The following is an 18,674-nucleotide window of genomic DNA, read 5'->3' on the forward strand; positions in this document are numbered from 1 at the left end:
CGAACGGGGCTAACAGGCCAGATCACCCAGGGCTCCGCCTGGAATTCCCACGTTCTGAATAAGACTCTCCGCCACTATAACGCGGGCGGCCGGCCACCAAGGATGTGATGGCCGGCCCTCCGGTCGCTCAGCCCGAGATGCGGACGGGGTTGACGATGTCGGCGTAGACCAGCAGCACGCCCATGATCAGCAGCGCGAACGACATGACGTACGTCAGCGGCAGCGCCTTGGCGATGTCGACGTACCCGGGCATCGGGCGGCGGCGGACCCGGGCGTACCCCCGCTTGACGCCCTCCCACAGGCCGCCGACGATCTGGCCGCCGTCCAGCGGAAGCAGCGGGATGAGGTTGAACATGCCGATCGCGAGGTTGAACCCGGCGAGGAGCTGAACGAATCCAGCGATCTTCGTCGACAGCGGGATGTTCGCGGCGGCGATCTCGCCGCCGATACGGCCGGCGCCGACGACGCTCTGCGGACTGTCCAGGGCGCGCTCGGCGCCGCCGAAGGCCGCCTGCCAGACACCGACGAGCTTCTCCGGCATGTGGACGAGGGCCGCTCCGGTGCGGCTGATCAGGTCTCCGAGGACGCTGAAGACGTAACCGATGCTCTGCTTCTCCACGACCTCGGTGGGCGAGACACCGAGGAAGCCGACGTTCTTGTCGATCTTGGTGGGGTCGTCGGGGTTGGGGCGGTCCTCGGCGATGAGGGCGGCGTGCAGCGTCACCGGCTTGCCGGCGCGGACGATGCCGATGTCGACCGGGCCCGCGCCGTGGCCGCGGATCAGCCTGGTGGCGTCCTCCCAGGAGTTCACCGGCCGTCCGCCCATCGACACGATCTTGTCGCCCGCCTTCAGTCCCGCCAGCGCCGCCGGGCTCTGCCGGTGATCGGGGCCGCACTTCGCGCCCTGCTTCACCTCCGCCACGGTCATGACGCACTGGGAGACCGTCGCGACGACGGGCTTGGCCACCACGACGCCGAAGCCCATGATGACGCCGGCGAACAGAAGGAAGGCGAGCACGAAGTTCATGGCCGGCCCGCCGGAGTAGATGATGACCTTCTGCCACCAGGGCTTGCGGTACAGGACGCGGTCGGCGTCGCCGGGCCCGACCTCCTCCAGGGACGCCTGCCGGGCGCTCTCGATGAGGCCCTGCCAGGGGCCGGTGGGCAGGTCGCGGAGTTTGCCGGCGTCGGCGGCCCGGGGCGGAAGCGGGCCGATCATACGGATGTAGCCGCCGAACGGAATCCACTTCACGCCGTATTCGGTTTCGCCGCGGCGCCGTGACCAGATGGTGGGCCCGAAACCGACCATGTACTGCGTGACCTTGACCCCGAACAGCTTGGCGGGGACCAGATGACCCAACTCGTGGAGCGCAATGGACGCGGCCAACCCGACGAAGAAGATGAGAAACCCGGCCACGACGAGCCAGCTCATAGGTGCTACCCCCACCAGCGGAGAAGAGTCTTCTGTTTGGATTGCCCCATCCGAGCGTAACCGAACTCGCGAGGACTTCGGCCGGGCTCGAAAACGACACTCAACGACCAAGCGTAGGAGTCACTTGCGCGGCGTGGAGCGAATCGGGAGACTGCATTGACGGTAAGCAATCATGTAGACACGGTGGGATATGAGTCGGCGAAGTGCAATTTGCCGGATCTGTTCCATGGCCCAAGGGAGCACCTTGATACGCATCCTGGTCGCCGAGCATCTCCCTCTGGTACGCCGAGGACTGGTGGCGTCGCTGAACGGGGAGAAGGACCTCATGGTGATCGCCGACGTCGCCTCCGGCGAATACATCCTGCCGGCGGCCATGGAACTCGCCCCTGACGTGGCCGTGATCGACATGGATCTTCCCGACGTCGACGGCATCACCGCGGCCGAGCGCCTGCACCAGAGGGCCCCGCAGTGCAAGGTGCTCCTGCTGTCGGCCCGGCCGAACCCCGGGCAGGTCCGCCGTGCGTTCGCCGCCCACGCCCTCGGCTTCCTGAGCACCAACGTCGCCCCCGAGCACCTGGCCGATGGCATCCGCAGGGTCGCCTCGGGGCGCAAGGCCATCGACTCCGACCTCGCCATCGCCGCGCTCACCTCGGCCGACAACCCGCTCACGCCGCGCGAGCAGGACGTGCTGCGCATCGCCGCCCAAGGGGCGTCCTCCAAAGAGATCGCCGCGAAGTTATACCTGTCGGTGGGAACGGTCCGAAATCACCTGTCGCGCATCATCTACAAGACCGGAGCGCGCAACCGCTCCGATGCCGTGCGTGTCGCGGCCGAGGCCGGGTGGCTGTGACGCCGCCGCCTACGGGCGCCAGATGAGGATCAGCGCGCAGTCGTCGTTGTGCCCGGCCGACATGGAGTTGACCAGCGGGCGGGCACCGTCGTAGAAGCCCGAGGGGACCAGCCGCTCGGCCTCCCCCAGCAGGCGGTCGAGCCCGGAGTCGATGTCGCGCCCCGGCTGCTCGATCAGGCCGTCGGTATAGAGCATCAGGGCGTCACCCTTGCGCAGCACCCCGCTGTCGGGCTCGCAGTGCAGGTCGGGGACCACGCCGAGCACCACCCCCTTGGCCGCCGACACCTGCCACGTGCCGGTGCCCGCGTCGAACTTCACCACCGGCGGGTGGCCCGCCGAGGTGATCTCGTACGCGCCGGTGGACAGGTCGAGCCGCAGGTGGACCGCGGTGACGAAGCCCTCTCCCTCGGGCTGGCGGTGCAGGTAGGCGTTGCAGGCCGGCAGGAAGGAGTCCACCGAGCCGAGCAGCCCGCCGAAGGTGCCCGACAGCATCAGCGCGCGGGTGCCGGCGTCCACGCCCTTGCCGGAGACGTCCACCAGCGCGACCTCCAGGATGTCCCCATGGCGCATGGAGACCAGGAAGTCACCGCCGAACGACGAGCCGCCGGCCTGTTTGAGCACGACGCGTGAGCCCCACTCCTTGCGGTTCAGCGGCGGCAGCTCGCCCTGGCGCCTGAGCCGGTCGCGCAGCTCCAGGAGCATCGCGTCACCGCGCAGGCCCTGCACGCCGAGCTTGCCGCGGGTGCGCGCCATGAGGAACCCCAGCACCGTGGTGAACCCGATGGTGACCAGCAGCCCGGGGGTGACCGGCCGCACGCCGAGCACGGCGGCGATGTAGACCAGGGAGACCGCGACCGCGCCCACGAGGATCGCCAGGCTGCGCATGCGCAGCTGCAGGCCGCCGTTCAGCAGGACCAGGATGAACAGGCTCGGCGAGAACCACTCGGTGGAAACGCGCGCGGCGAGGGCGCCGAGCAGCAGGGTCGCCGCGCTCAGCGTGATGAGCAGGTTCCTGTCACGCGCCAAAGGCCCCCTCCGCAGGAATCGCACGATCCGCACCAGCAACGGTATGCGTACCAAGATCGCGCGGAGCCGCGGGGGGATCAGCGGCACCGGACGGGAAGTCATGATGCGCTCGACTCTATCCGCCCGCCCGTCGTTTGGGCAGCCGACTTGACCAAGACCTTGATCATTAAACGGGGATATTAGGTGGCCGATCCGGTTTGCCCGGTCATAACGTGGGCCAGGTGAACAGCGAACCAAGCGCGCAGCCGGGCATGGTCATCCGCCCCATTCAGCAGGCCGAGTGGCCGGCATGGCTCGCCGTGGACGAAGAGGCGTTCTCCGACGACACCTCCCCCGCCCGGGCGGAGCGGTTCAGGGCGAACATGGAGTTCGACCGTTCCCTCGGCGCCTTCGACGCCGACCTGCTCGTCGGCGTCACGGCGGGGCTGACCTTCTCGATGACCGTCCCCGGCGGGCCCCGTCCGGTGTGCGGCGTCACCGCCGTCGCCGTGCTCCCCTCCCACCGGCGCCGGGGCGTGCTGTCCTCCCTCATGCGCCGCCAGCTCGCCGACCTGCACGAGGGCGGCGAGCCGGTCGCCGTGCTGTACGCGTCCGAGGCCGCCATCTACCAGCGGTTCGGGTACGGCCGCGCCGCCGACAACCTGTTCTTCCGCATTCCCACGCGCGGCACGGCCTTCGTCCGGCACGCGCCCGCCGACCCCGCGCTGCGGCTGCGCGTCGTCCGGCCCGCCGCCGCGGCGCGCGCGGACATGCAGAAGGTCTTCGACGCCGTGCAGCCCACCCGTCCCGGGATGTACGCCCGCGCCGACTCCAAGTGGGACCTGCTGCTCGCCGACGACCCCGAGTTCCGGGGCGGGGCGAGCGCGCGGCGCTGCGTCATCGCCGAGGACGACGCCGGGCCACGGGGGTATGCCCTGTTCCGCGTCAAGACCGGCTTCACCGACCACGACGTGCCCGACGGCGAGCTGCGGCTGATCGAGCTGTTCGGGCTGGACCCTGCGGCCTACGCCCTGCTGTGGCGGCACATGCTCGACCGTGACCTGTGCTCGCGGGTCTACGCGGCCAACCGCCCGGTCGACGACCCGATCATGCACCTGCTCGCCGAGCCCCGGCTGCTGAACGCCGGCTGGCTGGACGAGATGTGGGTGCGGGTGGTGGACCTCGGCCGTGCCATGCCCGCCCGCGCGTACGCCGCGCCGGTGGACGTCGTGCTCGACGTGCGCGACGAGGTGTGCCCGTGGAACGCCGGGCGCTGGCGGCTGTCGGCGGACGCCTCGGGGGCCACCTGCGCCCGCACGACCGACCCGGCCGACATCGAGCTGCCGGTGAGCGTGCTCGGCGCGGCCTATCTCGGCGGGCGGACGCTCGGGACCTTCGCCGCGGCCGGCGTCGCCCGCGAGACCCGCCCGGGTGCGCTGCGTGCCCTGTCCACGGCGATGGCCTGGGACACCCCGCCGTGGAGCGGCCTGGTCTTCTAGGATTTCCCCATGGCACTGCAGAGCTTGCAGATCACCGCGATCACGGCGATGCGGGCGCGGGACGTCTCGCGCCCCTCCGCCGAGGAAGTCGAGGCCGCCGACCGGCGGCCGCTGCGTGACGAGACGGCCCGTAAGGCCGAGGCGCCACGCCGGACCGAGCCGCAGCGCAGGGCCGAGCCCGCGCGCAAACCCGAGGCGCGACGCCGCAAGGACGATTGACACCCGGCACCGGCGCCCTGGTGACTCGGCAGGGCGCCGGCGTCATGGCCGGGCGCGGTGAGGTCAGCGGCCGGGCAGCGGCGGCTTGGCGCCGTCGGCCTCGTACTCATTGATCTGGTCGATGCGGCGCTGGTGCCGCTGCTCACCGGAGAACGGCGTGCTCAGAAAGACCTCGACGAACCGCGTGGCCTCCTCCGGCGAGTGCATGCGGGCGCCGAGGCTGATGACGTTGGCGTCGTTGTGCTGCCGGGCCAGCGAGGCGGTCTGCTCGCTCCAGGCCAGCGCCGCACGGACGCCCCGCACCTTGTTCGCCGCGATCTGCTCTCCGTTGCCCGAGCCCCCGATCACCACGCCGAGGGCGCCGGGGTCGTTCACCACGCCCTCGGCGGCGCGGAGCACGAAGGCCGGGTAGTCGTCCTCGGCGTCGTAGACGAACGGGCCGTCGTCGACGACCTCGTGGCCGTGCTCCTTCAACCAGGCGACCAGGTGGTTCTTCAGTTCGTAGCCGGCGTGATCGGCACCGATGTAAACGCGCACGTGCCCCATTGTCGCAGCCCCGCTCAGGGCCGGTCCATCGGGCCGCGCCGAACTTCCCGTACCGGCTCCTACCGGGGCGGATTCGGCTAGAGTAATGGTCAGCTGGCCATCCGACCCCTTACAGGAGAGCTGCATGCGCGAGATCCGCGTGATCGGGGACCCCGTCCTGCGCACCCCCGCCGAGCCGGTCACGGAGTTCGACCGCGATCTGCGGCGGCTGATCGACGAGATGATGGAGACGATGTACGCGGCCGACGGCGTCGGGCTGGCCGCGCCGCAGATCGGGGTGTCCAGAACGCTCTTCGTGTACGACGCGGCCGGCCGCAAGGGGCACGTCGTCAACCCCGAACTGACCGTGGACGACGCCGAGGAGGTCCTCGACGAGGAGGGGTGCCTCTCGGTGCCCGGCCGCGACACCGGCAAGCCGCTGTACGAGCGCACGCCGCGGGCGGCCGGGGTGACGGTGAGCGGCTTCGACCGTCTCGGCCGGCCGGTGCGGGTGAAGGCCAGAGGGCTGCTGTCCCGCTGCTTCCAGCACGAGGTCGATCACCTCAGGGGCATGCTGTTCGTCGACCGCCTGCCCAAGGACGCCGCTCGCCGCGTCCTGCTGCGCACCCCCTGACCGCCGGGCCCTCCCGCCCGCGGGGTCACCCGGGGCCGGCGGGGCGCGCGGCCCGCACCATCGCGAGCACGCCCAGCAGCGGGCGCGCGATCAGGCCCAGCCCCGCCGCCAGGAGCGCGGCCACGACCACCCATTCGTTGGAGCCGCCCGGTCCGTACACATGGCCGCGCCGCCCGGTGTCGAAGGCCGGCGAGGTGGCCCCGGGGGTGAACGTGCCCCGCTCGCTGCCGTAGAAGCCGATCTCCTCGCGCACGTCCCTGCCGTCGCGGGAGCGGAACGTGCCGACCCAGTTGCACTGCTCGTGCCCGGGATGCTGGATGCAGTCGAGGCGGCGGGCGGTGAAGGTGCCCGGCACCCCTTCGCCGCGCAGCGCCGCCAGGGCGGGGCCGGCGTTCTGGACGGCGAGTACCACCAGCAGCAGCCCGCCGAGCGCCAGTGCGATGTCGAACACGCCGACCCGGCGCCCGCGGGTAACAGACCGCTCCACTCTCAACCGCCTTCCGGCTACAACTGCAGGGACTTGACCTCGAGGTACTCCTCCAGGCCGAGCTCTCCGAGCTCCCGGCCGACACCGGACTGCTTGTAGCCGCCGAACGGAGCCGAGGGGTTGAACCGGCCGCCGTTGATCGAGACCTGTCCGGTGCGCAGCCTGCGCGCCACGGCCACCGCCTCCTCCTGCGTCGCCGCCCACACCGCGCCCGACAGGCCGTACGGAGTGCCGTTGGCGATCTCGACGGCCTCGTCCACCGTACGGTAGGGGATGACCGCCAGCACAGGCCCGAAGATCTCCTCCTGCTCGATCACCATGCCCGGCTCGACGCCGGCGAAAACCGCGGGTTCCACGTAGTACCCGCGTTCCAGGGGCCGGTCACCGCCGCCGGTCACCAGGCGCGCGCCCTCCTCCTGGCCGCGGTTGACGTAACCGGCCACGCGGTCGCGCTGCGCGGCCGACACGAGCGGGCCGAGGCGGGTGCCCTCCTCGAACGGGCCGCCGAGGGTGTAGCCGGCGGCGAGCGCCGCGGCATGGACCACCGCCTCGTCGTACCGGTCGCGGTGGACGAGCATGCGGCTGAGGGCCGAGCAGGTCTGGCCCGAGTTGACGAAGGCGCCCGCCACCCCGGCCTTGACGGCCGCCGCAAGGTCGGCGCCGGGAAGGATGACGTTGGCCGACTTGCCGCCGAGTTCCAGCGCGACGCGCTTGACCGTGTGCGAGGCGAGGGCCGCGACCCGCCTGCCGCCCCGGGTGGAGCCGGTGAAGGAGACCATGTCGACGCCGGGGTGGGCGGCGATGGCCTCGCCGACCACCGGCCCGGACCCGCTGACCATGTTGAACACACCGGCGGGCAGCCCGGCCTCGTGCAGGATCTCGGTGAAGGCGTAGGCGGCCAGCGGCGCCACCTCGCTGGGCTTGAGCACCACCGTGCAGCCCGCGGCGAGCGCGGGGGCGACCTTGCACACGACCTGGTGCAGGGGGTAGTTCCAGGGCGTGATCGCGCCCACGACGCCGGCCGGCTCGCGGACGATGAGCGAGTTGCCGGCGCGGGTCTCTGCGTCCCCGCGTTCCTCGGCCATCCGCGCGTAGCCGGCCAGCACACCGGCCGGCATCAGCGTCTGCACCTTCAGCGCGAACCCGTACGGCGAGCCCATGTCGGTGGCGATGGTGCGCGCCATCTGCTCGGCGCGGTCCTTGAGCAGCTCGGCCGCCGCGCCGAGGATCTTCCCCCGGTCGGCCGGAGCGGTGGCCGCCCAGGCGGGGAACGCCGCGCGAGCCGCCGAGACGGCCCGGTCGACGTCATCGGGGGAGCCCGCGGGCACCCGGTCGATGACCTCCTCCGTCGACGGGTCGACCACGTCCACACCCGCCCCCGAGGAGGAGGGCGTCCAGGTTCCTTGCAGGTAAAGCTGACGCATGCCCCTCGATCCTTGCGCGCGGATCGCCGCGGCGTCCGGCCGCGCCCGCCGGACGGGAAGTCCGCGCCGTCCGGAGGCGGTCGCCTTCGCGCTGATGGCGCCGCGCGATCGTCGCCATCAACCACCCTTCATCTCCCACTACGGTCGGCCAGGGAGAACGGATCGAGTTGACCATGGCTCACCGATCCGGCGCAACCCTCCGTGGGCGGCCGATCACGGTCGGATGACGAAGCCGGGCCCGTCATCCGGCCGGAACGCGCCGTGCCGCGCTCAGTCGAAGATCGGGTCGCGGGTGCGCGAGCGCTTCAGCTCGAAGAAGCCGTCGGTGCGGGCGACGAGCAGCACGCCGTCCCACAGGCGGGCCGCCGCCTCGCCGCGCGGGGTGGGCGAGACCACGGGGCCGAAGAACGCCGTGCCGTCCACGGCGATGACGGGGGTGCCGACCTCCTGGCCGACCAGCGAGATCCCCTCCTCGTGCGAGCGGCGCACGGCCGCGTCGTACTCGGTGGAGTCGGCGGCGGCCGCGAGACCCGGGTCGAGCCCGGCGGCCCGCAGTGCATCGGCGAGCACTTCGCGCAGCGCCGCGGCCGGGTCGAAACCCTCCTCCTTCCCGGGGGGCGGCTTCAACCGGCCCTGGTTGTGAATGCGAAGGCCGATCTCGGTGTAGAGGTCGCCGGCGACCTCCTCGCCGTACTTCTCGGTCGCGGCCTGCACGACGCGCACGGGGGCCATGGCGTCCTTGAGGAACGCGCGGTAGTCGGAAGAGATGTCCTTGTCCTCGTTGAGCACGAAAAGGCTCATGATGTGCCAGCGCGGCTCGACGGGCCGTAGCTCGCGCACTTCGAGCACCCATCGGGAGGCCATCCAGGCCCAGGGGCACAGAGGGTCGAACCAGAAGTCAATGGGAGTACGTTCTGACATGGCCGGCTCCTGATCGGGTTCATGGCTGATGCCATCCACTACCCACCTGCGAACCCGGCGACCCCCGCCCCTATTCCCCTTTGCGCGTGTGGGGAAATGTCATCGGCGTTCGCCTCGCCTCCGGTGCGGCATCGCGGCGCCCGACGTGGCAGGATTCATGCAATCCCTCTCGCGAGGAGGCAGGGGGGCGTCGTGATGAGGAGCGGATGTGGCAGGCAATCTGACCCGTGACGAGGCCCGAGTGCGGGCTCGTCTGCTTAAGGTGCACTCATACTCGGTCGAACTCGACCTGACCGAGGGCGACGAGCGCTTCGAGAGCGTCACCACGGTCCGATTCTCCTGCGCCGAGCCCGGCGCGTCCACGTTCATCGACCTGGTCGGCGCCAAGGTCCGCAAGGCCGTGCTGAACGACGCCGCGCTCGACGTCGCGGCCTACGACCCCGAGACCGGCCGGCTGCCCCTGCCCGGGCTGGCCGCCGAGAACGAGCTGGTCATCGACGCCGACTGCACCTACATGCGCACCGGCGAGGGCCTCACCCGGTTCGTCGACCCGCTCGACCAGAAGGTCTACCTGCACTCGCAGTTCGAGACCGCCGACGCGCACCGGATGTACGCCTGCTTCGACCAGCCCGACCTGAAGGCGACCTTCGAGCTCGGCGTGCTCGCCCCCTCCGACTGGGAGGTCATCTCCAACGCCGCGCCCGACTCGGTGCAGAAGCTGGAGGAGCACCACGGCCGTCACGGCACGCTGCAGCAGGCCAGGCGCTGGCACTTCCCGCCGACCCCGGTGATGTCGACCTACATCACCGCGCTGGTCGCCGGCCCGTACGCCGCGGTGCGCGACGAGCACGACGGCATCCCGCTCGGGGTCTTCTGCCGCGCGTCGCTGGCCGAGCACCTCGACGCCGGCAACATCTTCGAGGTCACCAAGCAGGGCTTCGACTTCTACCACCGCGTTTTCGGCACCCGTTACCCGTTCGGCAAGTACGACCAGATCTTCGTACCCGAGTTCAACGCCGGGGCCATGGAGAACGCCGGCGCGGTGACGTTCCTGGAGGACTACATCTTCCGCTCCCGCGTCACCGACGCCGTGGTGGAGCGCCGTGCCGAGACGATCCTGCACGAGATGGCGCACATGTGGTTCGGCGACCTGGTCACGATGCGCTGGTGGGACGACCTGTGGCTGAACGAGTCGTTCGCCACCTACATGTCGGTGCTGTGCCAGGCCGAGGCCACCCGCTGGGGCCAGGGCTCGTGGACCACCTTCGCCAACGTGGAGAAGTCCTGGGCCTACCGTCAGGACCAGCTGCCCTCCACCCACCCGATCGCCGCCGACATCCCCGACATGCAGGCGGTCGAGGTCAACTTCGACGGCATCACCTACGCCAAGGGCGCCTCGGTGCTCAAGCAGCTCGTCGCCTACGTCGGGCTGGACAACTTCCTCGCCGGGGTGCGCGACTACTTCGCCGAGCACGCCTGGGGCAACACCGAGCTGAAGGACCTGCTGTCGGCGCTCGAGCGCACCTCGGGCCGCGACCTGTCGTCCTGGTCCAAGGAGTGGCTGGAGACCTCCTGGGTCAACACGCTGCGGCCGTCGTTCACCGTGGACACCGAGGGCCGGTTCCTGACCTTCGACGTGCTCCAGGAGGCCCCCGCCGACTACCCGACGCTGCGCTCGCACCGCGTCGCCATCGGCCTGTACTCCCGGGTGGACGGCACGCTCACGCGGGTCAAGCGGGTGGAGCTCGACGTCGTCGGCGCCCGTACGGCCGTGCCCGAGCTGCTCGGCGAGGTCCAGCCCGACCTGGTGCTGATCAACGACGACGACCTGACCTACGCCAAGATCCGCCTGGACGAGCGCTCGATGCGCACGCTGGTCGACGGCGGGATCGCCGCCTTCGCCGACTCGCTGCCGCGGGCACTGTGCTGGTCGGCCGCCTGGGACATGACCCGCGACGCCGAGATGGCCACCCGCGACTACGTCCGCCTGGTCACCTCCAACGTCCACTCGATCGCCGACATCACGGTCCTGCAGACCGTGCTGCGGCAGGCGCGCCTGGCGGTCCAGCAGTACGCCGACCCGGCGTGGCAGGCGGCCGGCATGGCCGAGCTGTCGGCGGCCCTGCGCGGCCTGATCGCCTCGGCGGAGCCCGGTTCGGACCACCAGCTCGCCTACGTCAACGCCTTCACCGCGACCGCCACCGCCGAAGACGACCTCGCCTTCGTCAAGGGCGTGCTGGACGGCACCTCGGCGCCCGAGGGCCTGACGGTGGACGCCGACCTGCGCTGGACGCTCACGTACGCGCTGGTCTCCGGTGGGGTGCTGACGGCGGCCGACATCGCGGCGGAGCTGCGGCGCGACCCGTCGGCCCGCGGTGAGCAGTCGGCGGCGATGTGCCGTGCGGCCATCCCGTCCGAGAGCGCCAAGGCCGAGGCGTGGGGCTCCATCACCGGCGGCACGCTGAGCGGCGCGGTGCTGCGCGCCACCATCTCCGGCTTCATGGACCCGCACCACATCGAGCTGCTCCAGCCCTACGGCGCGCGGTTCTTCGAGGAGGTCGGCCGCATCTACAAGAGCTGGCCGTCCGACAGCGCCCAGCGGTTCGCCATGGGCTGCTACCCGGCGCTGCTCATCGAGCCCGGGACGGTGGCCACCACGCAGGACTACATCTCCTCCTCCCAGCCGGTGCCGGCGCTGCGCCGCCTCCTGCTGGAGGGCGCCGACTCGATCAGCCGGGCCCTGCGTGCCCGGGCCAAGGACGCCTCGGCCGCCTGAGTCGCCGGGGCATGGCCCGCCTGATGTTCAAGTCCGGTTGAACGCCAGGCGGGCCGATCGGCGTCCCCGCGAGGGCATCGGGGTCCCGCCGGTCACTCAGCAGGTTGTAACCCTCCTGCAAGCCGCCTGCGGTGAGATGGGGCCAACGAACGACGGCGGCTCCACGCACACCGACCCGAGTGATCTCAGGGCGCGCCGTCACCGCCAGCCGGGAGGCCCCCCTTGATCGCTCTCGCCGCCGTCGGCGTCCTCGCCCTCGCCCTGCTGCTCTTCCTCGTCACGACCTACAACGGGCTGGTCCGCAGGCGCGGCGCGGTGGACAACGCGTGGGCGCAGATCGACGTCCAGCTCGAACGCCGTCACGACCTGATCCCCAACCTGGTGGAGACCGTCAAGGGGTACGCCGCGCACGAGCGCACGACCCTGGAGGCCGTCGTCTCCGCGCGCCGGCAGGCCGTCGCGGCCCAGGGACCCCGCGACCAGGCCCAGGCCGAGGACCTGCTCACCGGCGCGCTGGGGAACCTGTTCGCCCTCTCGGAGGCCTACCCCGGCCTCCAGGCGAACCAGAACTTCGCCGCCCTGCAGGAGGAACTGGCGGCCGGTGAGAACCGGATCGCCTACTCCCGCCAGTACCACAACGACGCCGTCCTGGCCTACAACAACGCCATCCAGACGGTGCCGGCCAACATCGTCGCGGGCTTGACCGGCTTCGTGCCGCGCGAGTACTTCCAGGCGCCCGGGGACGAACGCGGCCCGGTCCGAGTCCGCTTCTGACGGAAGACCGCAGACCATGGTCTGGTTCCTCGCGGCGGCGGCCGCACTCGGCCTGTGGCTCGCCCTGGTGGCCGCCCTCGCGTACGCGACCCGCAACCCCGCGGTGACACCTGCACCCCCCACGGCCGACCTGGGCGAGGAGTCGCCCGCGGTGGTGGATCTGATCACGGGTGACTGGCGGCTGTGCGACGAGGCCGCCTCGGCCACCTTGCTCGACCTGGCCGCCAGGGGTGCCGTCCAGATCGAGGAGATCGGCCCCGAACTGTCGCTGGTCCGGTTGCGCACGCCGCGCGCCCCGCTGGCGCCGCACGAGAAGCTCGTCCTGGACCATGTGACCTCGCTGGCGACCGACGGGGTGGTGGCCACCGGGGCGCTCGCCGAAGGCGCGCGCGACCTCCAGCGCTGGTGGAAGAGCTTCCGCAGGAAGGTCATCGCCGAGGCCCGGCGGCAGGGCCTGTCGCGCCCGCGCTGGAGCCGCGCACAGGCGCTCGTCCTCACCATCGCCGCCGCGGCGCCGGCGCTCGCCACGGGCGTGGCCGTGTTCGCGACGGCCGACACCGACGACCGGGGAGGCGGCATCGGCGCGGCCATCATCGCCTTCGCGGCGCTCTTCGCGCTGGCCGAGCGGCTCAACGGTGAACGCGGCACGGCGCGGGGGGCGGAGGCGGCGGGCCGCTGGCTGGGCGTGCGGGCTCATCTGGCCTCGGGGAACTTCGCCGAGCGACCCGCCGCGGCGGTCACCATATGGGGACGGCACCTGGCCTACGCCGCCGCCCTCGGCCTGGCCGGGCGCGCGGTGACCAGCCTGCCGGTCAGCGTCCCCGCCGACGACCGGCGGGCCTGGTCCGACTACGGGGGCCTGTGGCACGTGGTCGACGTGCGCTACCCGCGGCGCATCCTGTGGGGGCGCCCGCCCAGGCCGGTGGTCTTCGGCGGCGTGGTCGCCGGGCTCGCCACCGGGTTCTGGCTGTGGCTGGCCGGCGTCGTCGCCGGCGACGTGTTCGACCTGCCCGATCTGCCGGCCTCGGGTCTGGCGTTCCTCGGCGGGGGCGTGGCGGCCGCCGTCCCCATCGCGTTCGCCGTCGCCGATCTGGCCGCCAGGGCGGAGATCGTGGGGCAGGTCATCCGATTGCGCGCCTTCCAGGTGGACTCGAGCGAGGACGATTCCGCCAGGTACGCCTACTGGGTGGCGGTGGACGACGGCCACCGGCGCCGGGTCAAGGCCTTCGGCATCGGCGAGTCGCTGTGGCGGACCCTGGCCGAGGGGGACGTGATCAGGGCACGCGCCGGCCGCAGACTGGGCTGGGTCCACGCCGTCGAGGTCCTCCGGCGCTCCCGGCACCGCGGCGCCTCCTCCTATGACGACACAGGAGAGCATCCGCTGGAGGCACCGGAGAACCTCGGCGAAGCGCTCGCCCTGGCCAGGTCGCCCGGTATCCCCGCGAGAGGGGCGGGCGGCGGAGACGCCGGCGCCGCCGCCTTGGTGACCCGGGCGGACCTGCGCCGGGTTCTCGGGGTGCCGGTCGGTCCCGCCGAGGCGTACACCGGCACGCTGCCCACCCCGCAGTGGCTGCGGGTGCGTTCCTGTCGCTATCAGGGCACCGGCGGCGATCCGGTCACCGTGGACGTGCACATGGCCTCGGGTCCGCACGGCGGCTACCTGATGGCGCTCGGCCACCTGCTCACCCGGGTCGAGGGGCGTCGCGTCCCGCGCATGGACGGCGCCGCGATGCTGTACCCGGGCGTGGTCTCGGTGCGCGCCGCTGCGGGGGCGGTCGCCATCCACGTGCACTCCCCCGCCGGGCCGCCGCCTCCCGGCGCGCTCATCGAGCTGGCCCGCATCGCGGCCTCCCGCATGGAACGACCATCTCCGCCGGCATGAAAGGGTGGGTTGACGTGCCCCCTGCTCCTTCCGACCTGCTCGGCCCGCCTTCGCCGCTGGACCTGCTCACCGCGCTCGCCCGGCGGTACGCCTTCGCCGATCTCGGTGCCCTGGCCCCGATGGTCCTGCCGGAGGCGGTCCACATCTCCGCGGTGTGCGAGTTCGGGCAGCGCCTGCTCACCCTCGACGCCGAGGACTTCGCGACCGAGGTGGACCGGGCCGTGCCCGCCGCGCTGCGCCGCCGCGCGCGCGAGTGCCATATGCCGCAGACGTCGCGCGAGCAGCCGCGCGGAGCGCTGTCCTCGCTCAGGCCCGCCTTCGGCCTGCTGCTGGAGGTCATCCGGGTGCGCTGGGAGCGGCGCGAGCTGAGTTCGGTGATGTCCGCGCTGCACATCGCCGGCGAGTACCTCCCGCTGCTCGCCTTCGAGCCGGTGCTCGGGCACGCGGGCGACCCGGTGCGCTGGCCCGAGGGCCTGCGGGCGCCGGGCAGCCGGTTCGGGGTGATCGGCGACCGCGAGTGCGACCACACCAAGCCGGAGAAGTCCGCCGCCGAGCGCACTCTGCGCGTCGCGCACGAGCCGGGCGAGGGCTGGCGTGCCTACTTCGACCGCCAGCACAGCCAGGTGTCGGGCGCGCTCGCGACGTGCGTCGCCAAGTGCCGCAAGCCGTGTACCGCGATGAGCTGGGTGCCGGCGGACGCCCGCGACGACCTGGCCGGGCGCGCCAAGATAGCGCTCGCGTTCGCCGACACGCCGCTGGTGCGGCTGCGGCACGCCGCGCCGGTCGGCCACGGCTTCGGGGTGCCCTCGCCGGAGGAGGTGCTGGACGCCTGGGCGCGCAGCCGGGCCCACCTGGACAAGAACGAGGTGGGCCACCAGGCGCTGCGAGAGGACGGCTTCCCCCTGCCGGGCCTGCCCAGCCTGTTCTCGGCCGTCGCCGCCGCGCCGATCGTCCCGGCGACCCTGCTGGCCGATGTCGCCGCCCATCTGATGGCTCTGCTGGCCGAGGCCCGTCGCCCCGGCGCCGCGCCGTCTGCCGGCAGGGCGGGTGAGCGACGGCCGCTGCGCGCGGTGCGGGCCCCGCGGCGGGGGTGAGCAGGCCGGCGGGCACGAACGCCCGTACGGCCGCGGCCTGTTCCACGGCCGTGAGATCATGTATCCGCGTCGCACCACCGCGCACATAAGGCCGAGGACCGGGGCATATCCAGAGTGGAAGATTGTTGATACCCGGCCGAGGGCCTGACAATGCGCGAACGCGGGGCAACAAAAATGTGAACTAGCCAACACTAGGCACACCCTTTGGGCGTCAACTACCGTGAGTTACGTGGATTCCGGCCTCGAACCCGACGACGGTCACAATACGTCACCCATTTGGGTGAGTGATCGCCCCTCGCAGCCGAGATCTCGGCCCGCCGATCCGGAGGAGACCTATGCTCCGGTCGGCCGCGCGTCGTTGCTCGGTCTGCTTCAGCAGCCCAAATACCGGCACCTGCGTCTTCGCGCGCTGATCGCCGCCGGGGCGGGGCTGCTCGTCGGCATCCCGATGTGGAGCTGGCGCCTCGGCCTCATCGCGGCGATCCTCGCCGCGATCGGTGACACGGTGTACCGCGCGCAGACCGTCTCCTCGGTCCCGCCCTGGCGCCGGGCCTCGGCCGCCGAGCGCCGCACCGAGGCCCAGTTGCGCAAACTCGAGAGAAACGGCTACCTCACCCTGCACGCCCGTTCCATCCCGAACAGCGAGGCCCAGATCGACCACCTGGTCATCGGCCCGACCGGGGTGTACGCCGTCGACTCCGAGAAGTGGGACAAACGCCTGCCGGTCCGCGTGCAGTCGCACCGCAAGCTGTTCCACGGCCCGTTCAACCAGAAGCCTCGTCTGGACGAGGCGCGCTGGGAGGCGTCTCAGGCCAGCGAGCTGATCACCCAGGGGCTCGGCCGCGAGATCACCGTCATCCCGTCCCTGGCGATCTACGGGCCCGCCATCCCGTGGAAGATCCTCAACATCCGCGAGGTGGACGTCTTCGACGGCAGCCGGGTGCGCAAGTGGATCACCAACCGCGAGCGCTCGCTGACCGGTGAGGAGATCCAGGACATCTACGCCATCGCCGAGCAGGCCCTTCCCGCGCGCTATCCCGATTGACGCGCTCCCCGGCCCGTGCAGGGCCGGGGATCTTCTCCTGTGCGGCTTCCTGTCTCGCCGGGTCCTGCGGCGTGTCTTCCGCCCGAGAACGTCCGCGCTGTCCACGCTGTGGACGGCCGGTCTCGTCAGCCGGGCGTTGGCCGTACCATTTGAAGACTTGGACGTCGTCGGATGGGAGAACGGTCATGCCGGCCCTCAGGTCTCGTACGGTCACTCACGGCAGGAACATGGCGGGCGCGCGCGCCCTTCTCCGGGCCACGGGTGTAGCCGGCGCCGACCTCGGCAAGCCGATCGTCGCCATCGCCAACAGCTTCACCCAGTTCGTCCCCGGCCACGTCCACCTGCGCGAGGTGGCCGAGGTGGTCGCGGGCGCGGTCCGCGAGGCGGGGGCGATCCCGCGTGAGTTCAACACCATCGCGGTCGATGACGGCATCGCCATGGGTCACGGCGGCATGCTGTACTCCCTGCCGTCCCGCGAGCTCATCGCCGACGCCGTGGAGTACATGGTCAACGCCCACTGCGCCGACGCGCTGGTCTGCGTCTCCAACTGCGACAAGATCACCCCGGGCATGCTGCTGGCCGCCTTCCGGCTGAACATCCCGACGGTCTTCGTCTCCGGCGGTCCCATGGAGGCCGGCAAGACCCCGGGCCGCAAGCTCGACCTCATCGACCCCATGATCGCCGCCGCGGACGACAGCGTCTCGGACGCCGAGCTGCTCGAGATGGAGGAGAACGCCTGCCCGACCTGCGGTTCGTGCAGCGGCATGTTCACCGCCAACTCGATGAACTGCCTCGCCGAGGCCATCGGCCTGGCGCTGCCGGGCAACGGCACCACGCTCGCCACGCACAAGGCGCGCAAGGCGCTGTTCGAGCGGGCCGGCCACCAGATCGTCGAGCTGACCCGGCGCTACTACGACGGCGACGACGAGTCGGTGCTGCCGCGCAGCATCGCCACCCGTGACGCCTTCGAGAACGCCATGGCGCTGGACGTCGCCATGGGCGGCTCGACCAACACGATCCTCCACCTGCTCGCGGCGGCCCGCGAGGCGGGCGTCGACTTCGGGCTGAAGGAGATCAACGAGCTGTCGCTGCGGGTGCCCTGCCTGTGCAAGGTCGCCCCCGCCACCGCCAAGTACCACGTAGAGGACGTCCACCGCGCGGGCGGCATCCCGGCGATCCTCGGCGAGCTCGACCGGGCGGGGCTGCTCCACCGCGACACGCACACCATCCACTCGGCCTCGCTCAGCGACTACCTCTCCGCGTGGGATCCCAAGTCTCCCGAGGTGAAGCCCGAGGCGATCGAGCTGTGGCACGCCGGGCCGGGCAACGTCCGCACCGTCAAGGCGTTCTCGCAGGGCGCTCGCTGGGAGTCCCTGGACCTCGACCGCGCCGAGGGCTGCATCCGCGACTTCGAGCACGCCTACACCCGTGACGGCGGCCTGGCCGTGCTGTACGGCAACCTCGCTCCCGAGGGCGCCATCGTCAAGACGGCCGGCGTCGACGAGTCGATCTGGCGGTTCAGCGGGCCGGCCGTGGTGTTCGAGTCGCAGGAGGACGCCTCCGAGGGCATCCTCGGCAACAAGGTCAAAGCGGGCGACGTGGTGGTCATCCGGTACGAGGGCCCCAAGGGCGGCCCCGGCATGCAGGAGATGCTGTACCCGACGAGCTTCCTCAAGGGCAAGGGGCTCGGCAAGGCGTGCGCGCTGATCACCGACGGCCGCTTCTCCGGCGGCACCTCCGGCCTGTCCATCGGGCACGCCTCGCCCGAGGCGGCCGAGGGCGGCATCATCGCCCTGGTCGAGGACGGCGACCTGATCGAGATCGACATCCCGGGCCGCGGCATCGAGCTGAAGGTCTCCGAGGCCGAGCTGGCCGCGCGGCGCGAGCGGCTGCTGGCCGACCTTGGCCGCTACCGCCCGCGTGACCGCGACCGGCCGGTCAGCGCCGCCCTGCAGGCGTACGCCGCGCTCACCACCTCCGCCTCCACCGGGGCATCGCGCGACCTGTCCCAGCTCTCCACCCACTGACCGGACGCCCGTGGCCGGCACGGCAGGCGCTCCCGCCCTGCCGGCCACGGCACGAGAGTTCTACCTGCGAAGACAGCCGA

At 71.6% G+C, this 18,674-nt stretch carries 16 protein-coding genes; 10 read left to right on the top strand and 6 right to left on the bottom strand.

Annotation, left to right across the window (positions count from 1 at the left end):
• Positions 1–127: 127 nt before the first annotated feature.
• A complete protein-coding gene (locus IEY93_RS27325; protein ID WP_189166003.1) occupies positions 128–1,432 on the bottom strand; it encodes a M50 family metallopeptidase in 1,305 nt (434 codons plus the stop codon).
• 244 nt (positions 1,433–1,676) lie between these two features.
• Here IEY93_RS27325 and IEY93_RS27330 point away from each other — a divergent pair, with 244 nt between their 5' ends.
• Complete coding sequence (locus IEY93_RS27330) at positions 1,677–2,282, top strand: response regulator transcription factor (protein ID WP_189166004.1); 606 nt, start codon at positions 1,677–1,679, stop codon at positions 2,280–2,282.
• Positions 2,283–2,291: 9 nt separating this feature from the next.
• Here IEY93_RS27330 and IEY93_RS27335 read toward each other — a convergent pair whose 3' ends face one another.
• Positions 2,292–3,410 (bottom strand): PP2C family protein-serine/threonine phosphatase, encoded by a 1,119-nt coding sequence (locus IEY93_RS27335; RefSeq protein ID WP_189166005.1) that lies wholly within the window; start codon positions 3,408–3,410, stop codon positions 2,292–2,294.
• 119 nt (positions 3,411–3,529) lie between these two features.
• On the opposite strand from IEY93_RS27335, the gene IEY93_RS27340 reads away from it, so the two are divergent.
• Both IEY93_RS27340 and IEY93_RS27345 read left to right on the top strand, forming a co-directional pair.
• On the top strand, positions 3,530–4,786 hold the full coding sequence (locus IEY93_RS27340) for a GNAT family N-acetyltransferase (protein ID WP_229691523.1): 1,257 nt from the start codon (positions 3,530–3,532) through the stop codon (positions 4,784–4,786).
• Between the two features lie 9 nt (positions 4,787–4,795).
• Entirely contained in the window at positions 4,796–5,005 is a 210-nt protein-coding gene (locus tag IEY93_RS27345) for a hypothetical protein (RefSeq protein ID WP_189166006.1), read from the top strand.
• Between the two features lie 63 nt (positions 5,006–5,068).
• On the opposite strand, the gene IEY93_RS27350 is transcribed toward IEY93_RS27345, so the two are convergent.
• Positions 5,069–5,542, bottom strand: coding sequence for a ribose-5-phosphate isomerase (locus tag IEY93_RS27350; protein WP_189166007.1), 474 nt, complete (start codon positions 5,540–5,542; stop codon positions 5,069–5,071).
• A 133-nt stretch (positions 5,543–5,675) separates the two neighbouring features.
• On the opposite strand from IEY93_RS27350, the gene def reads away from it, so the two are divergent.
• Positions 5,676–6,164, top strand: a complete 489-nt coding sequence (def, locus tag IEY93_RS27355; RefSeq protein WP_189166008.1) for a peptide deformylase — start codon at positions 5,676–5,678, stop codon at positions 6,162–6,164.
• A 25-nt stretch (positions 6,165–6,189) separates the two neighbouring features.
• Here def and IEY93_RS27360 read toward each other — a convergent pair whose 3' ends face one another.
• The 3 genes from IEY93_RS27360 to IEY93_RS27370 form a co-directional block, all read right to left on the bottom strand.
• Positions 6,190–6,651, bottom strand: a complete 462-nt coding sequence (locus IEY93_RS27360) for a hypothetical protein (protein ID WP_189166009.1) — start codon at positions 6,649–6,651, stop codon at positions 6,190–6,192.
• A gap of 17 nt (positions 6,652–6,668) precedes the next feature.
• The gene (locus tag IEY93_RS27365; protein ID WP_189166010.1) at positions 6,669–8,075 is read right to left on the bottom strand and encodes an aldehyde dehydrogenase family protein; all 1,407 of its coding nucleotides are present in this window, start codon (positions 8,073–8,075) and stop codon (positions 6,669–6,671) included.
• A gap of 270 nt (positions 8,076–8,345) precedes the next feature.
• Positions 8,346–8,996, bottom strand: a complete 651-nt coding sequence (locus tag IEY93_RS27370) for a DsbA family oxidoreductase (protein ID WP_189166011.1) — start codon at positions 8,994–8,996, stop codon at positions 8,346–8,348.
• Between the two features lie 208 nt (positions 8,997–9,204).
• On the opposite strand from IEY93_RS27370, the gene pepN reads away from it, so the two are divergent.
• The 6 genes from pepN (at position 9,205) to ilvD (ending at position 18,594) form a co-directional block, all read left to right on the top strand.
• Positions 9,205–11,772, top strand: coding sequence for an aminopeptidase N (gene pepN / locus IEY93_RS27375; protein ID WP_189166012.1), 2,568 nt, complete (start codon positions 9,205–9,207; stop codon positions 11,770–11,772).
• Between the two features lie 222 nt (positions 11,773–11,994).
• Positions 11,995–12,546: a LemA family protein gene (locus IEY93_RS27380; protein WP_189166013.1), complete on the top strand. Its 552-nt coding sequence runs from the start codon at positions 11,995–11,997 to the stop codon at positions 12,544–12,546.
• A 16-nt stretch (positions 12,547–12,562) separates the two neighbouring features.
• Positions 12,563–14,428: a DUF2207 family protein gene (locus IEY93_RS27385; protein ID WP_189166014.1), complete on the top strand. Its 1,866-nt coding sequence runs from the start codon at positions 12,563–12,565 to the stop codon at positions 14,426–14,428.
• 14 nt (positions 14,429–14,442) lie between these two features.
• Positions 14,443–15,522, top strand: coding sequence for a hypothetical protein (locus IEY93_RS27390; protein ID WP_229691524.1), 1,080 nt, complete (start codon positions 14,443–14,445; stop codon positions 15,520–15,522).
• 280 nt (positions 15,523–15,802) lie between these two features.
• Positions 15,803–16,567: a nuclease-related domain-containing protein gene (locus IEY93_RS27395; protein WP_229691525.1), complete on the top strand. Its 765-nt coding sequence runs from the start codon at positions 15,803–15,805 to the stop codon at positions 16,565–16,567.
• 185 nt (positions 16,568–16,752) lie between these two features.
• Positions 16,753–18,594: a dihydroxy-acid dehydratase gene (gene ilvD / locus IEY93_RS27400; RefSeq protein WP_189166016.1), complete on the top strand. Its 1,842-nt coding sequence runs from the start codon at positions 16,753–16,755 to the stop codon at positions 18,592–18,594.
• The last annotated feature ends 80 nt before the right edge of the window (positions 18,595–18,674 follow it).

It is taken from the genome of Sphaerisporangium melleum, assembly GCF_014646695.1.
In the GTDB taxonomy this organism is placed as follows: Bacteria; Actinomycetota; Actinomycetes; order Streptosporangiales; family Streptosporangiaceae; genus Sphaerisporangium; species Sphaerisporangium melleum.

What these genes read in the sequence shown, in the direction of transcription:
- IEY93_RS27335 (WP_189166005.1), bottom strand. Translation starts at nt 3,410, where the DNA reads ATGACTTCCCGTCCGGTGCCGCTGATCCCCCCGCGGCTCCGCGCGATC.
- IEY93_RS27325 (WP_189166003.1), bottom strand. Translation starts at nt 1,432, where the DNA reads ATGAGCTGGCTCGTCGTGGCCGGGTTTCTCATCTTCTTCGTCGGGTTG.
- IEY93_RS27385 (WP_189166014.1), top strand. Translation starts at nt 12,563, where the DNA reads ATGGTCTGGTTCCTCGCGGCGGCGGCCGCACTCGGCCTGTGGCTCGCC.
- IEY93_RS27365 (WP_189166010.1), bottom strand. Translation starts at nt 8,075, where the DNA reads ATGCGTCAGCTTTACCTGCAAGGAACCTGGACGCCCTCCTCCTCGGGG.
- def (WP_189166008.1), top strand. Translation starts at nt 5,676, where the DNA reads ATGCGCGAGATCCGCGTGATCGGGGACCCCGTCCTGCGCACCCCCGCC.
- IEY93_RS27370 (WP_189166011.1), bottom strand. Translation starts at nt 8,996, where the DNA reads ATGTCAGAACGTACTCCCATTGACTTCTGGTTCGACCCTCTGTGCCCC.
- IEY93_RS27345 (WP_189166006.1), top strand. Translation starts at nt 4,796, where the DNA reads ATGGCACTGCAGAGCTTGCAGATCACCGCGATCACGGCGATGCGGGCG.
- ilvD (WP_189166016.1), top strand. Translation starts at nt 16,753, where the DNA reads ATGCCGGCCCTCAGGTCTCGTACGGTCACTCACGGCAGGAACATGGCG.